Origin of the sequence: Sinorhizobium chiapasense (genome assembly GCF_036488675.1) — a bacterium.
In the GTDB taxonomy this organism is placed as follows: Bacteria; Pseudomonadota; Alphaproteobacteria; order Rhizobiales; family Rhizobiaceae; genus Sinorhizobium; species Sinorhizobium chiapasense.
On the sequence record NZ_CP133152.1, the window covers coordinates 1,180,468 to 1,194,966 of the forward strand.

General features: G+C 62.8%; 8 protein-coding genes and 2 pseudogenes. 9 read left to right on the forward strand and 1 reads right to left on the reverse strand.

Translation table 11 applies throughout. The features are described 5' to 3' along the window. Positions 1 to 121: 121 nt before the first annotated feature. The 6 genes and pseudogenes from RB548_RS30115 to RB548_RS30140 all read left to right on the forward strand — a co-directional run bounded on the left by RB548_RS30115 (position 122) and on the right by RB548_RS30140 (position 7,489). Positions 122 to 1,954 (forward strand): PHA/PHB synthase family protein, encoded by a 1,833-nt coding sequence (locus RB548_RS30115; protein WP_331376038.1) that lies wholly within the window; start codon positions 122 to 124, stop codon positions 1,952 to 1,954. A 130-nt stretch (positions 1,955 to 2,084) separates the two neighbouring features. Beyond that, positions 2,085 to 2,277, forward strand: a pseudogene (locus RB548_RS32370) (IS110 family transposase); the annotation flags it as partial. Between the two features lie 249 nt (positions 2,278 to 2,526). Beyond that, entirely contained in the window at positions 2,527 to 3,411 is an 885-nt protein-coding gene (locus RB548_RS30125; protein ID WP_331376039.1) for a helix-turn-helix transcriptional regulator, read from the forward strand. A gap of 132 nt (positions 3,412 to 3,543) precedes the next feature. Next, entirely contained in the window at positions 3,544 to 4,200 is a 657-nt protein-coding gene (locus RB548_RS30130; RefSeq protein WP_331376040.1) for a 2Fe-2S iron-sulfur cluster-binding protein, read from the forward strand. A gap of 4 nt (positions 4,201 to 4,204) precedes the next feature. After that, a complete protein-coding gene (locus RB548_RS30135) occupies positions 4,205 to 5,191 on the forward strand; it encodes an FAD binding domain-containing protein (protein ID WP_331376041.1) in 987 nt (328 codons plus the stop codon). A gap of 9 nt (positions 5,192 to 5,200) precedes the next feature. Further along, the gene (locus tag RB548_RS30140; protein WP_331376042.1) at positions 5,201 to 7,489 is read left to right on the forward strand and encodes a xanthine dehydrogenase family protein molybdopterin-binding subunit; all 2,289 of its coding nucleotides are present in this window, start codon (positions 5,201 to 5,203) and stop codon (positions 7,487 to 7,489) included. 228 nt (positions 7,490 to 7,717) lie between these two features. Here the strand turns inward: RB548_RS30140 and RB548_RS30145 are convergent, their stop codons facing one another. Further along, positions 7,718 to 9,634, reverse strand: coding sequence for an adenylate/guanylate cyclase domain-containing protein (locus RB548_RS30145; protein ID WP_331376043.1), 1,917 nt, complete (start codon positions 9,632 to 9,634; stop codon positions 7,718 to 7,720). Between the two features lie 512 nt (positions 9,635 to 10,146). Between RB548_RS30145 and RB548_RS30150 the strand changes: the two genes are divergently transcribed. From RB548_RS30150 to RB548_RS30160, 3 genes and pseudogenes are all read left to right on the forward strand, one after another. After that, positions 10,147 to 10,803, forward strand: coding sequence for an ABC transporter ATP-binding protein (locus RB548_RS30150; protein WP_331376044.1), 657 nt, complete (start codon positions 10,147 to 10,149; stop codon positions 10,801 to 10,803). Further along, positions 10,800 to 13,210: pseudogene (locus RB548_RS30155) on the forward strand (FtsX-like permease family protein). The gene RB548_RS30150 and the pseudogene RB548_RS30155 overlap by 4 nt, the downstream one beginning before the upstream one ends. Further along, positions 13,200 to 14,273, forward strand: coding sequence for a lipocalin-like domain-containing protein (locus RB548_RS30160; protein WP_331376045.1), 1,074 nt, complete (start codon positions 13,200 to 13,202; stop codon positions 14,271 to 14,273). Before RB548_RS30155 ends, RB548_RS30160 begins: the two are co-directional and overlap by 11 nt. The last annotated feature ends 226 nt before the right edge of the window (positions 14,274 to 14,499 follow it).

Genomic DNA, 14,499 nt, shown 5'->3' on the forward strand with positions numbered 1-14,499 from the left:
GCGGCGCACCATCATAAATAGTAAAACTTCCGGCTATCGAGGACACTTCGTTATTCCCCGTCGGCGATCGGGCATCAATCGTCATCAACGACTGCGGCGGCAAGGCTGAATGGAGTTCGCGATGAAGACGTGTGACACACTAGGTTTGGCCGCAGACCGCGCGACGGAAGCAGGGCCGGTCAACTCGATAGCGGCTCAATCGGTGCTGCCATACGAAGTCGAGGTCTCGGGCGGCGAAGCATTCAGGGCGATCGATCGGATGCGTGGGGCTCTGAGTGCAATGGCGACGGGAGGTCTTTCACCTGCCGCATTGACACTCGCCTTTTTCGACTGGTCGATCCACCTCGCATCTGCTCCCGGCAAGCACATGGAACTCGCCGAAAAGGCAGGGGAGAATTGGGGCCTTCTGCTGACTTACATGGCTGCAGCCGGCACGCGTCGGGACGCGCCGCCCTGCATCGAGGCGCTGCCGGGAGACAACCGGTTTCTCGCGGAGGGTTGGCAAAAGCAACCGTACACAGTCTGGGCGCAAGCTTTCCTGCTGTGCCAGCAGTGGTGGCACAGTGCTACGCGCAACGTCCCGGGCATGACGCCGCACCACGAGGACGTCGTCTCCTTCACCACGCGCCAGTTGCTGGACATGTTCTCGCCGTCCAACATTCCCTTCGCCAACCCGGAAGTGATCCACAAGGCAATGGAGACCGGCGGGGCGAACTTCACGCAGGGTTTCCGCAACTGGCTCGAAGACGTCGGCCGGATGGCCATGAAGCAACCTCCGGTCGGGACGGAAGCGTTCCGCGTGGGACGCGATGTCGCGGCCACGCCTGGAAAGGTCGTCTACCGAAACCACCTGATCGAGCTGATTCAGTATGCGCCCGCGACGCAGGACGTTCTGGCAGAGCCGATCCTGATCGTGCCGGCCTGGATCATGAAATACTACATCCTCGACCTTTCACCGCACAATTCCCTGATCCGCTATCTCGTGGCGCGGGGCCATACCGTTTTCTGCATCTCCTGGCGCAATCCCACCGCGAAGGACCGCGACCTCACGCTCGACGATTACCGACGACTGGGAATCCTGGCCGCGCTTGATGCCGTCAGCGCCATCGTTCCTGAACGCAAGGTCCACGCAACGGGATACTGTTTGGGAGGGACGCTTCTAGCGATCGCGGCGGCTGCGATGGCGCGCACCGAGGACCAGCGTTTGGCTTCGGTCACTCTGTTTGCCGCCCAGACGGACTTCTCCGAACCCGGCGAATTGGCGCTGTTCATCGATCACAGCCAGTTGCACTTTCTCGACAGCATAATGTGGCATAGCGGTTGTCTCGCCGCCGATCAGATGGCGGGGGCATTTCAACTGCTGCGCACCAACGATCTCGTGTGGTCGCGCCTCGTCCACGACTACCTGATCGGTAAACGCACCCCGATGACCGATCTCATGGCGTGGAACGCGGACCCGACCCACATGCCCTACAGGATGCATGCGGAATATCTGCAGCGCCTCTATCTCGACAACGAACTTGCCGCCGGCCGTTTCATCGTTGATGGACGCCCGGCTCACCCCCAGAACATCCGCGTTCCCATGTTCGTCGTCGGGACGGAGCGAGACCACGTCGCACCGTGGCATTCCGTCTACAAGATACATTATCTCACCGACACCGACGTCACTTTTGTGCTGACAAGCGGGGGCCACAATGCCGGCATCGTCTCCGAGCCAGACCATCCCCGGAGAGGTTTTCGCATCGCATTGACACGTGAGATCGATTCCAGCGTCAGTGCGGACGAATGGGCCGCAACAGCCACATCGAAGGACGGCTCATGGTGGCCGGACTGGGTCGAGTGGCTCGCCGGCCATTCAGCGCCGGAACGGGTGGCACCGCCAGTCTTCGGCGCACCCCAAAAAGGCTATCCCCCCATCGATGATGCGCCCGGAACTTATGTGCATCAGCGGTAACGCCATTTTTCAAGGGGGACCGGCACCGCCTAAAGGCAATCGAAGCTTCGTCGCGCGTCGGCCCGCAGTTGCGACCCTGTCATTCTTTGAGGTTCCCGTAGATACATTATGCGAGTTCGAGCTCGTCTGACTATGGCTGCGCCATCAACCGAACTCGACGCTGACCTTCTGGTTTGAGGAGCGCATCACGCGCAATAGCCGTCGTCTCAAACAGCCGATGATCGTCGCTCTGGCTCGCTCTGGCTCGCAAGTTGCTGGTCGCACTCTGGGAGTACGTGAGCGCCGGCGTGGTAATCGAAGGAGCGGCCATGAAAAATACCTGAAGCGCAGAAGCAATCATTGAACGCAGAACTACTCAATCTCAGGGCCTGATCAGTCCTGATGAACGGACGGGGACTCTGTGGCGCAAGGGCTGCAGTACATAAGTGGTCACCAATCGTTGAACATTCTTGAGCAATTCGTGCCTGTTAGGGCCGGACCGTTGTTCTTATGACTCCCCGTGTGTATCGGAGACGGATCCCTCCGATAAACCATGCTGCCACAGCTTCAGACGCAACCAACGGAATGCGGCAATGTCATTCAAACCATTGCTTGGCGACGGGCGTATCCGGACCCGGGAAGAAAAAACAGCACCGCTGCAAAGTGCATCCTGGCTTGGCTCTTCCGTCATATTCGACAGTCGACGCTGGGCTTGCCAGGAGGCAGAAATGCGCTGGACGGCACCTCACCATCTGATCGTGCTGACAGACGGAGGGAGCACGTCCCGGACATCGATCCGAATCGAGGGCAAGACCCTCTATGACGGCCAGGACCGGCCAGGAGTCCTCACATTTGTTCCAGCGGGCGCGGAACGCGTCGGCTTCTACCGCGACGTGGACCTCTCCTATTCCGCTCTGTGGATTGATCCCGCGCTTGCGCTTCCGGGATTGGAGCGACTACGTGATATGCCGGTTCTGGTAAACAGAAGCGACGCGGTCGTCGGCACGCTTTTGCGATCGCTTTGCACCGAAATGGCGTTCGGCCACGTGCCGGACACCGTCTACATCGAGCATCTGGTTGCCCTCGTCGGTTTGCGCCTGGCCGGCCTGGAGGGGAGCCTGCGTGCGGCGGGGAACCCAGGCCGCCTTGGCCGCCGGACGTTCGAGCGTGTCCGCGACTACATTGATGACCAGATTGCCTCCAATATCTCGCTGAGCGAGGTGGCGGCCATCGCCGGTATGCCGCTCGATACCTTCGCACGCCGCTTCAAGGAAACGACCGGCCGTCCGCCCTATGCTTATGTACTCGAAGAGCGGGTCAGAAGGGCGGAGCGGCTCCTGCGCGCGACCGACATGGCAATCGGCACTATTGCATTCCGCCTCGGCTTTTCCAGCCAAAGCCACTTCACCGCAACGTTCCGTCGCCTCAAAGGCATCACGCCGCGGGCTTACCGGCTGCAGTTTCCTCCAGAATCCTGACAGTGCCGCCGGTTTCCTGAAAGAAAGCGATCCCTCGCGCTCCCATGTCCGACGTGTCGAAGAAAGCAAGTCGCCGGCTCGCCGGAGGCAGAGACCTTTCGGGCTCATGCCGTTGCGACTGGGAGATCATTTATGGCTGAAACGGACTACAGGATTACACGCCGGGCGGTTTTGGAAGGCGGAGCGGCGACCTGCCTCTTCCTGGCATCCGGCTTGCCCGTCGGCGCTCAGAGCGCTAGCGCCACCGTGGCGACCGCGCGCGTCACGACGCCGATAGCGAGAATACCGATGACCTTGAGGATCAACGCTACGGAGCATGCCCTGGAGCTCGACCCGCGCACGACCCTGCTTGATACCTTGCGAAACCATCTCGGACTGACCGGCTCGAAAAAAGGCTGTGATCACGGCCAGTGTGGTGCCTGCACGGTTCTGGTGAACGGCCGACGGATCAATTCCTGCCTCGCGCTCTCAGCCCAGCACGAAGGCGACGAGGTCACGACAATCGAGGGGCTCGCCGACGGCAACCAATTGCATCCTGTTCAAGCGGCCTTCGTCGCCCACGACGGCTTCCAGTGCGGCTATTGCACACCGGGGCAGATCTGTTCGGCGGTGGGAATGCTCGAGGAAGTCAGAGCCGGCTGGCCGAGCCATGCAAGTGCCGACGTGGCCGCCGCGGCTGCGGCGTTGACCGAAGCGGAGATCCGCGAGCGCATGAGCGGCAATATCTGCCGTTGTGCTGCCTATCCCAACATCGTCGCCGCCATCCGCGATGCAGCCGAAGAGGTGTGAGCCGATGCAACCCTTTACCTACGAGCGCGCCAACAACGTGAAGGCGGCTGCAGCCGCCGTGGCGACCCGCCCCGACGCGAAGTTCATCAGCGGCGGCACGAATCTTCTCGATTTGATGAAGCTGGAGATCGAGCGGCCGACGCATCTCGTCGATATCAGCCGGCTGCCGCTCGACCGCATCGAGGAAACGCCGGAGGGCGGCCTTCGGATCGGGGCCCAGGTCCGCAACAGCGATCTCTCCGCCGACCCGCGGCTGCTATCCGGCTATCCGATGCTCAGCCAAGCGCTTCTCGCGGGAGCGTCCGGCCAGATCCGCAACAAGGCCTCGACCGCCGGCAATCTCCTGCAGCGCACGCGCTGTCCCTACTTCTACAACCGCCACATGCCCTGCAACAAGCGCGAGCCGGGATCGGGCTGCGCGGCGCTTCAGGGCTTCAACCGGATGAACGCTGTGCTCGGCGCCAGCGAGGCCTGCATCGCGGTGCATCCGTCGGACATGGCCGTGGCCATGGCCGTGCTCGACGCCGAGGTCGAAACAACCCTGCCCGACGGTACGACTCGTACAATCCCCATCGGCGACCTCCACCGGCTGCCGGCCTCGACCCCGCATGTCGAGACAGCACTCGGCCACGGCGAGATGATCACGGCCGTGACCCTGCCGCCCCCGCCACCCGGCCGGCAGCTCTACCGCAAGGTGCGCGACCGCGCGTCCTATGCCTTTGCGCTCGTCTCGGTCGCAGTGGTTGTCGAAAAGAGCGGCGATCGCATACGCAATGCGCGCATCGCGATGGGTGGTGTTGCACCGAAACCGTGGCGCTCGATGGAAGCGGAGTATGTGCTCGCCGGAGCGGCAGCCGCGGATTCCGCCTTTTCCGAGGCCGCAGAAAGCGCACTCGCCGGAGCGGTGGGGCATGGCGGCAATGATTTCAAGATCCCGCTGGCAAAACGCACGATACGGCAGACGCTCGCCGCCGCTGTCGAAGGTGCATGAGGTGTGATGATGACAGAGACCATGACCCCGGGAAACCGTTCTTCCGAGACAAGCAACGGCCTGATCGGCCAGCCGATCGCGCGCATCGATGGCCCGCTCAAGGTTACCGGCCGTGCGACCTACGCCTATGAGCATGCCGTGAATGAGGCCGCCTATGGCTACATCCTCGGCGCCGCCATCGCCAAGGGTCGTATCGTCGAGATCGACACAGCGAAAGCCGAGCGGGCCCCGGGCGTTCTTCATGTCATGACCTATCGGAACGCGCCGGCCCAGCCGGAATTCGGTCCGGCGGTCACGCCCACGGTGCCGGAGGTCTTCACCCGCGCCCGACCCGTGCTCAACAGCGACCGGGTTCGCTTCTACGACGAGCCGGTTGCGCTCATCGTGGCGGAAACCTTCGAGGCGGCGCGGGCTGCAGCGGGGCTCATCAGGGTGCGCTATGAAGAGGGGCGCGGCGCCTTCGATCTTCCGGCGCGTCTCAGCGACGCCTACACGCCCCGGCGCACCAATGCCGGTTTCGAGACGGACAGCGCAATCGGAGACTTCGATAGCGCCTTCGCGGCCGCTCCGGTCAAGGTCGATGCGACCTACCGGACGCCGTACGAGCACCACAACCCCATGGAGCCGCATGCAACGCTCGCCGTCTGGTCGGGCGACGAGGTCACGATCCATACCTCTGCGCAGACGCTTGCCAACTTTCAGGCCGGCCTCGCCAGCACGCTCGGAATTCCGCGAGAGCGTATACGCATCGTCAGTCCGTACATCGGTGGCGGTTTTGGCTCCAAGCTGATCGTCCATGCCGACACCGTCCTGGCAGCGCTCGCCGCGAGGGTCCTGCGCCGCCCGGTCAAGGTCGCGCTGACGCGGCAGCAGATGTTCGCCAATGCCGGTCATCGGGCCGAAATGGTTCAGCGGGTGCGCCTTGGCGCGGACCGGCACGGGCGGCTGACCTCGATCGGCCATGATGTCTGGTCCGCGACCTCCGGCTTCGAGGAGTTCTGCGAGCAGACCGCGGTCTTCGGCCGCTCGCTCTACGCCGCGCCGAACCGGTTGACCCGCCACCGGCTCGTCCCCGTCGATCTCAATCGCGGCGAATGGATGCGCTCGCCGGGCGAGGCGCCGGGCATGCTCGCCTATGAATCTGCGATGGATGAGCTCGCCGAAAAACTCGGCCTCGATCCGATCGAGCTCAGGATCCGCAACGAGCCGACCGAGGACCCGGAGCGCGGCGTTCCGTTTTCAACGCGCAACCTCGTCGCCTGCATGCAGGAAGGTGCGCGGCGTTTCGGCTGGGAACGCCGCGACGCGACCCCGGGTCGCATCCGCGAAGGCCGCAAGCTTATCGGTTACGGCATGGCCGCCGCCATTCGACCGAATTATATCGGCGCGGCGACGGCCAAGGTGACGATCGATGCAAAGGGCCGGGTCACGGCTGAGCTTGACATGACCGATATCGGAACCGGCAGCTACACCATCCTCGCCCAGATTGCGGCAGAAAGCCTCGGCGTGCCGATCGCGGCGGTCAAGGTCGAGCTCGGCGACAGCCGCTTCCCGCGCACGGCCGGCTCCGGCGGCTCCTGGGGAGCGGCGAGCGCCGGTTCAGCGCTGCACCAGGCCTGCAACGCGCTCAAGGAGAGGATCGTGGAGGTCGCGCGGGCCAGTGACCGCTCACCGTTCCGTGCTGAGGACCTCGCCGGACCGAAGTTCGCCGATGGAGAGGTCAGGGTCGGCGAGCGTTCTGTAAGCCTGGCCGATCTCATCGGCGAAATTGCCCCCGACGGCATTGCGGCCACCGGTTCGGTCGCCGCTGCCCGCGATACGGAAAGCTATAGAACCTACTCCCAGCACTCCTATGGAGCGCACTTCGCGGAAGTCGCAGTCGATAGCGACACGGGCGAGATCCGCATGCGCCGCTTGCTGGCGGTGATCGGTGCGGGCCGCATTCTCAACGCCAGGACCGCACGCTCGCAGATCCTCGGTGGCATGGCCTGGGGCATTGGTGCTGCGCTGATGGAGGAAACTGTGCTCGATCCGCGTTACGGCCATTTCGTCAACCACGATCTCGCCGAATATCATGTGCCCGTCAACGGCGACGTCCCGGAGATGGAGGTCGTCTTTCTCGAGGAATACGACGACAAGGCCAATCCGCTCGGCTCCAAGGGGCTCGGCGAGCTCGGAGTCTGCGGCACAGGCGCCGCCATCGCCAATGCCGTCTACAACGCGACCGGTGTCCGCGTGCGCGAGTTTCCGATTACGCTCGACAAGGTGCTCCCGGGCTTGCCCGTCACAGCCATCTGACCGTCGATGCGATCAGGCGCAACGGATCGAGGCTCGGATCGGCCTGATTTGATGGCTGCGAGAATCGCGCGGGGGGCGCATCTCCAAGCGGCGCGAGGCCGCCCCCCTCTGCCCTGCCGGGTAGGTAGCCCGGCAGGGCAGAGGGGGTATCAACCCGCCCTCTTGATTTTTCGGGTGCTAGCGGAAAACCGCACGCGCTTTCTCCCATCCCGCTCTAACCGAGCGGACCTACAGCAATGGTCGTCGTCGGATCCGGGAAAGGAACCCGCTTGTAACGTCCGGGGCTCTGGCTGCCGCAAGCTGCAGGAGGAATTCGTCCATGAGCGGGGAATTTCCGAAGCGGCGATTGGCGCGCTCCCGGGCGAGTGAAAACTGAGGATCCACGTCGATCAGCTGTGCCATCGTGCGCTGCGCTCTTTGCACGTCTCCACGCTGGGTGAGCACTGCCGTGTGGATCAGCAGGCAATCCGCCTCGCGCGGCGCGCGGATCAGGCATTCCCGCAGGACCTGGTCGGCTTCATCGAAGCGGCCGGCGGCATAGAGCGCCTGACCGTAGACATAGGTGTAGTATTCAGGCGCCATCGGATGGAGCCGTCGCGCCCGCTCAGCGTTGCGCGCCGCCTCGTCATAGCTTCCGAACCGGACCTGCGCCTTGGCGAGCGCCATCAGGCTGTCCGGATCGTTCGGATTGAGTTCGACGGCACGCTCCGCGGCCTGCATGGCGCCGGCGTAGTCGCCCGCGACCGAAAGGCCGAAGCTCAAGACCTGATAGCCCACGGCGAGACTAGGATCGAGCCGAACGGCCTGGCGCGCCTCGCTGAGACCGTTTTCTACATCGGCCCGGGTTGCCCTGCCGCTGATGTTCTGTGCGACGTCGACGATATAAGTCATGCCGAGATTGGCGCGCGCCGCGGCGTAGCCGGGATCGAGCTCGAGAGCGCGATGAAGCAGCGCACGCGCGGCCAGCAGCGCCTCGGCATCCTTCGAGCCGTGCTTGTAGCGGTCACGCGCCTGAAGTACGAGATCGTACGCCTGGAGATTTTCGGTCGGGCGTTCGGCCGCATTCGATACCTCCGATTCGCGCACGTAGGACACGAGATGCGAGACGATCTCGGCCGTCAGGTCGGTCTGGACCGCAAAGACGTCTTCGACGCGCCGGTCGTACGTGCGCGACCAGAGATGGGCGCCGCTGCGCGCGTCGATGAGCTGTGCCACCACGCGAAGCTGGTCGCCGGCGCGCCTGGCGCTGCCTTCCACCACATAGCCGGCCCCGAGCCTTTCCCCGATCCTGCGGATATCCTCCGCCTGACCGCGCAGCGCGAAGGTCGAGTTGCGTGCGATCACCTGAAGCTCGGGATTTCGCGCAAGGCTGGCAATAATGTCCTCGGTCAGCCCGTCGGCGAAATAGGCCTGCTCGGTTTCGCCGCTCATATTGTCAAAGGGCAACACCGCGACGGTCGGACGGGCGTCTGCAGGCACAGCGCCTGTCAGACGCACGATGCTGCCGGTCACATCCGCGCCGATCGCCCGCAACGCGGGCACCTGGGTGATGGCGGCGACGGCGACAAGCGCCGCAGCCCCCACCGCAAAAGGCAAAGCGGCACGCCGGCGGAGGGCAAACCGCCGCATCCAACCCCGACCGCTCGCCTCTTCCGGCTCCAGCCGCACGGCGTAGACGGCGAGCGGCTCGGCTATGTTCTTGGCCTGCCGTCGCCCGATACTGTAAAAAAGCTTGTTGCGGCTCCGGTCAGCGCTGCGGACCACCGCCTCGCTGACGAAAATGCTGGCCGGCGCTGCCATGGCTTCCAGCCGGGAAGCGACGTTGACGCCATCGCCGAACATATCGCCATTGTCCTCAATAACGTCGCCGAGGTTGATGCCGACACGCATGCTGAACGGCCGCTCGGCGAAACCGTTCTGGATTTCGATCGCCGCATCGAGGGCTTCGTTGACGCTCGGGAAGCTCGCCAAAAAGCCGTCGCCGGTAGTCTTGAAGGTGCGGCCACCATGCTTCTCGACAGCCGGAATGATCAGTTCACTGAAGGCGGCGCGCAGGGCCGCATAGGTCGCAGATTCGTCCTCGGACATCAGACGCGTATAGCCGACGATATCGCCCGCTACGATTGCTGCGAGTTTGCGTTCCATCACGAGCCCTCGGCAGTTTTCGGAAGCATCTTCGTGAGACCGCCTCTACCCGTCTACTCAAAACTCTGTGTTCAAACGCGTTCCCTGGCTGTGAACGACAGCGCCGATTGAAACGCTGATGGTTCAGAGAGAGAATCTTGATCCTGATGCCAATATCTTCGGCACAAGTGTGGACGAGCTGATAGGCATGAACCTGGACGAGCAGTCCGAGCGAGCCACGAACAGGTCGGGGGCGGCGCCTGCTTCGTCGTTGCGCTTCCAACACATCAGGCCGCCTGAAGATGAACCGAAGTGTTCGTCACACTGCGCCTCGTCACTCTGAATAAGGACGGCAATAGATCAGACATTGGCGACCTCTCTATCCATCGCACTCGCCAAGAGCCATTGACGCGGCGAATGCAAACTGCTGCAACCGGGCATAAGAGGACCGCGTTCGCATATCCTCGCCGTGGGCCTTTCCAGGCGAGCATGGAGAGTTACATATATGTGACATTGTCGTGATCTTGGCCGCCATGGTGATCGCTCTCCGCAATCTTAGTAAATCCTACGAGACTGCCGAAGGGCGGCTTGAAGTGTTGAGAGGAATCGATCTTGACCTCGGCGCGGGAGACAACGTTGCCCTGACAGGGGAGTCTGGTAGCGGTAAAAGCACCCTCCTGCACCTCGTAGCCGGTCTAGACCGTCCGGACGCAGGCGAGATCGTGATCCGTGGTCGAGACATCTCCAAGCTGGACGACAGGGGTCGAGCCGCCTACAGGCGAACCGAAGTCGGCCTGGTGTTTCAGCAGTTCAATCTTATCCCCTCGTTGGACGTGGCGGCGAACATAGCCTTCCACGCCAAGCTCGCCGGACGCCACGATCCCGTGTGGGAAAATGAACTCGTGGAGCGTCTCGGAGTCGGCACATTGCTGACCAGATATCCAGAGCAGCTTTCGAGCGGACAGCAGCAGCGGGTGGCAATCGGACGGACCCTTGCAGCGCGTCCCGGCTTGGTTCTGGCAGACGAACCCACAGGAAATCTGGACGAGGCTAATGGAGACGCTGTCCTGGATCTGATGCTCTCGCTTTCGAAGGGAACAGGATCGACGCTGCTCATGGTGACGCATTCGCAAAAACTCGCGGACAGGCTCGACCGGCAGCTCCATTTGCGGTCCGGGAAGATCGCATGACGATTTGGACCGTAGCGGCGGCACTCCTGTCCCACTGGCGGCGACGGCCGCTGCAACTTGGCGCTCTCATGTTGGGCCTGGCGCTGGCGACTGCCCTGTGGTCCGGGGTGCAGGCGGTCAACGCGGAAGCCCGCGCGAGCTACGCCCGCGCAGCGGCTGCATTGGATCAGAGAGGGTTGGCGCAATTGGTTTCTCCACCCGGCCGCTCGATCGCGCGGTCCGCTTTCGTGCGGCTCAGACGGGCGGGTTGGAACGTCTCGCCGGTCCTCGAGGGGGAATATCGGTTCGGAGCCACCCGGCTGAGGGTGATCGGCATCGAGCCGCTGACAATGCCCTCGGAGACGCAGACCGTCGATCTGGGGAATGCCGGGAACTTGCTTTCCTTCATCTCGCCTCCGGGCACGCTGGTTGTCTCTCCTGAAACAGCGGAGAAGATACGAGGGCAGACTGACCTCGCCTTGCGTGTTTCGGATCGGACGCCAGATGGGGCCGCCTTCGTTGATATCGGCTTAGCCGAGCGGCTATTAAAGAGAGACGGCGAACTCTCTCGAATTGTGATCGCCGAGGACCAACGTCCGGGTCTGGAGCCGCTCGGAACACTTGCCCCGGCGCTCTCGGTTCGCGAGCCGAGTGCGCAAAGCGACGTCGAGCATCTTACCGAGAGCTTCCATCTCAATCTGACGGCCTTCGGTTTTCTCGCCTTCGCGGTGGGGTTGCTCATCGTGTACTCGACGATCGGCCTCGCCTTCGAGCAACGGCGGCCGACCTTCAGAACGCTTCGGTGCCTTGGAGTTTCGTTGCGCGCGCTTGCGGTTTTGCTGCTCGCCGAGCTTGTCCTTTTCTCCCTCGCCGCCGGGACGGCAGGAGTCATCATCGGATATCTGGTCGCGTCGCTGCTGCTGCCCGGAGTCGCCGCAACCCTCGAAGGACTTTACGGAGCCAGCGTCGCAGGCACCCTTTCCCTACGTCCGGAGTGGTGGCTCTCAGGCTTTGCCATCGCGGTGGCCGGAACGTTGATTTCGTCGATACAGAGCCTGTTGCGCTTGATGCGGGTGCCTTTGCTCGCGGCGGCCCAGCCTCAGACCTGGGCGCGATCGTCGCAGACGGGGCGGCGATTTCAGGTGCTGGCCGCAGGGGCTTTGCTAGGCCTCTCGGGAGCACTTATTCAGTGGGGGATGGCCTTCGGGCGGGCTTTGGCGTCCTTGGCTGTCTTCTGCTCGGGGCGTCGCTACTTCTCCCGGCCGTGCTCTCCGGATTCCTCACCTTGATGCAGCGGGCGTCTTCGGGTGCGCTCGTCACGTGGTTCTGGGCCGACGCGCGGCAGCAGCTCCCCGGACTTTCCCTTGCCCTCATGGCATTGCTTCTTGCGCTGGCGGCAAACGTAGGCGTCGGAACCATGGTGTCGAGCTTCCGTCTCACTTTCGTTGGCTGGCTCGACCAACGCCTCGCCGCGGAGCTTTACGTCGCCGCCCGGAACGAACCCGAAGCGACCCGGCTCAGGGCATGGCTCGCAACGAAGGTGGAATCGGTGCTGCCGATCTCGAGCGTGGACGCCGAGATCCGGGGTCAACCGATGCAGATCTTCGGTGTCGTCGACGATCCGACCTATCGAAAGCACTGGCCGCTGATCGTTGGCTTGCCCGATGTCTGGGATCGGGTGGCTTCCGGTGAAGGAGTGTTGGTCAACGAACAGTTCTGGAGACGGGAGCGGCTCCGCATCGGCGATCAGCTGGAACTGGCCAGCGACTGGAAGTCGACGGTTGTCGGCGTCTATTCGGATTACGGAAACCCAAAGGGTCAGGTCATCGCGGGATTAGACGCCCTGACCTTTCGGTACCCGCAAGTCTCGCGCCTGCGCCACGGTCTGCGGGTCCGGCCCGATCAGGTTGCAGACCTGCGGTCGAGCCTCTCGGACGAATTCGGACTACCACCGGACAACATCGTCGATCAAGCGGCACTGAAGGAACAGTCACGGCGGATCTTCGATCGCACGTTTTTGGTTACTGGCGCGCTGAACATATTCACGCTTGGGGTTGCGGCATTGGCTATGTTCTTAAGCCTCCTCACGCTTTCTGAAATGCGCCTCCCGCAGCTTGGGCCAGTTTGGGCGATGGGGGTCACAAGGCGCGATCTCGCTCTTCTTGAGGTCCTAAGGACCCTGGTGCTCTGGCTGGCGACATTCATTGCCGCTGTGCCCCTCGGCCTAGCGCTGGCGTGGGTGCTTCTCGCGGTCGTGAATGTCGAAGCCTTCGGCTGGCGTCTGCCAATGCATATCTTTCCTTATGAGTGGGTCCGGGTCGGTCTCGTCGCCCTCGCCGCCGCGGTCGTTTCCACACTCATCCCGCTTCGCCGGCTGGCGGCACTCGCGCCGTCGGAACTTCTCAAGGTATTCGCCAATGAGCGTTAGATCGATTGCGATCGCCCTTGCGGTGGTAACGATGGCCAGCTTGTCCGGAAGCCAAGCGGCCCCCCAGGGTTTTGGTGGCCTCGGCTCGGCGGCTGAAGGGTTTTCGGTGCCGCGGCCCGGCCTGCTGTTCCGTTTCCCCGAGGACCACGGCGCACATCCGGATTTCCGAATAGAGTGGTGGTACCTTACGGCAAATCTAGAAGCTCCGGACGGAACTCAATACGGAGCGCGGTGGACCCTTTTCCGGTCAGCGCTTGCTCCAGGAGAGGCCAAAGGATGGTCGAGCCCACAGATTTGGATGGGTCATGCAGCCGTCACCACCGCCAAGGACCACTTTGTGGCAGAACGTATTTCGCGTGGGGGAGTAGGGCAGGCTGGGGTCGTGGCGGAGCCTTTCTCGGCCTGGATCGACGATTGGCAGATGAAGGGGGTGGCCGCCCCAGGAGCGGATCAGCTGGCCGCACTTACTCTAAACGCGACAGCAAAAAACTTCGGCTATGAACTCCACGTATCGGCCAAAGGCCCGCTGGTGTCGCAGGGTAAGAACGGCTATTCGGTAAAATCAGCGCAGGGGCAGGCCAGCTACTACTATTCGCAACCGTTCTACACGGTGAGCGGCTCGCTTGCGCTACCCACCGGGAATGTCGGCGTAACCGGAAAGGCTTGGCTTGATCGCGAGTGGTCCTCACAGCCCCTCGCGGCAGACCAAACGGGTTGGGACTGGTTCTCGCTGCACCTCGATTCAGGGGAGAAGCTCATGGGCTTCCGCCTCAGAGACAAAGGAGAGGGGTTCACCTCCGCAACGTGGATCACTGCCGATGGGCGACCGGAGCCCTTACCCGCGGGAGCTCTACAGATCGCCCCCGTGCGAACCGCCAAAGTCGCAGGCCGTCAGATTCCTGTTTCCTGGAGTCTCCGGATTCCCGGTCGAGGCTTTGACGTCACAACCCGGCCTTTGAACGACCAAGCATGGATGGCAACGTCCATACCGTATTGGGAGGGTCCGATCACCTTCAGCGGCAGCGTCGGCGGCAGGGGGTATCTCGAGATGACTGGGTACTAGCTGAACGTGATGGGGCAAAATGAACCTGATGCGGCTAAGTATCTGAAGACACTAGCTTCACCAAAGAATCCTGATGCGATTTGGCAAGAAAACCTGATGCAATCCGCAAAATCTACGCTGTCGAGCTAGCGAAACTTCGTGAGCACCACTCGTTAACTCGGGCCTCCCCACATGCTCTGTCGCCATCCGCCTGATGAGGCGGCCAGCGATATTGTCAACAGTTTAG

Excerpts from the sequence above, each read along its gene's own strand:
- RB548_RS30145 (WP_331376043.1), bottom strand. The coding sequence starts at position 9,634 with ATGGAACGCAAACTCGCAGCAATCGTAGCGGGCGATATCGTCGGCTAT.
- RB548_RS30115 (WP_331376038.1), top strand. The coding sequence starts at position 122 with ATGAAGACGTGTGACACACTAGGTTTGGCCGCAGACCGCGCGACGGAA.
- RB548_RS30130 (WP_331376040.1), top strand. The coding sequence starts at position 3,544 with ATGGCTGAAACGGACTACAGGATTACACGCCGGGCGGTTTTGGAAGGC.
- RB548_RS30150 (WP_331376044.1), top strand. The coding sequence starts at position 10,147 with ATGGTGATCGCTCTCCGCAATCTTAGTAAATCCTACGAGACTGCCGAA.
- RB548_RS30125 (WP_331376039.1), top strand. The coding sequence starts at position 2,527 with ATGTCATTCAAACCATTGCTTGGCGACGGGCGTATCCGGACCCGGGAA.
- RB548_RS30140 (WP_331376042.1), top strand. The coding sequence starts at position 5,201 with ATGACAGAGACCATGACCCCGGGAAACCGTTCTTCCGAGACAAGCAAC.
- RB548_RS30135 (WP_331376041.1), top strand. The coding sequence starts at position 4,205 with ATGCAACCCTTTACCTACGAGCGCGCCAACAACGTGAAGGCGGCTGCA.
- RB548_RS30160 (WP_331376045.1), top strand. The coding sequence starts at position 13,200 with ATGAGCGTTAGATCGATTGCGATCGCCCTTGCGGTGGTAACGATGGCC.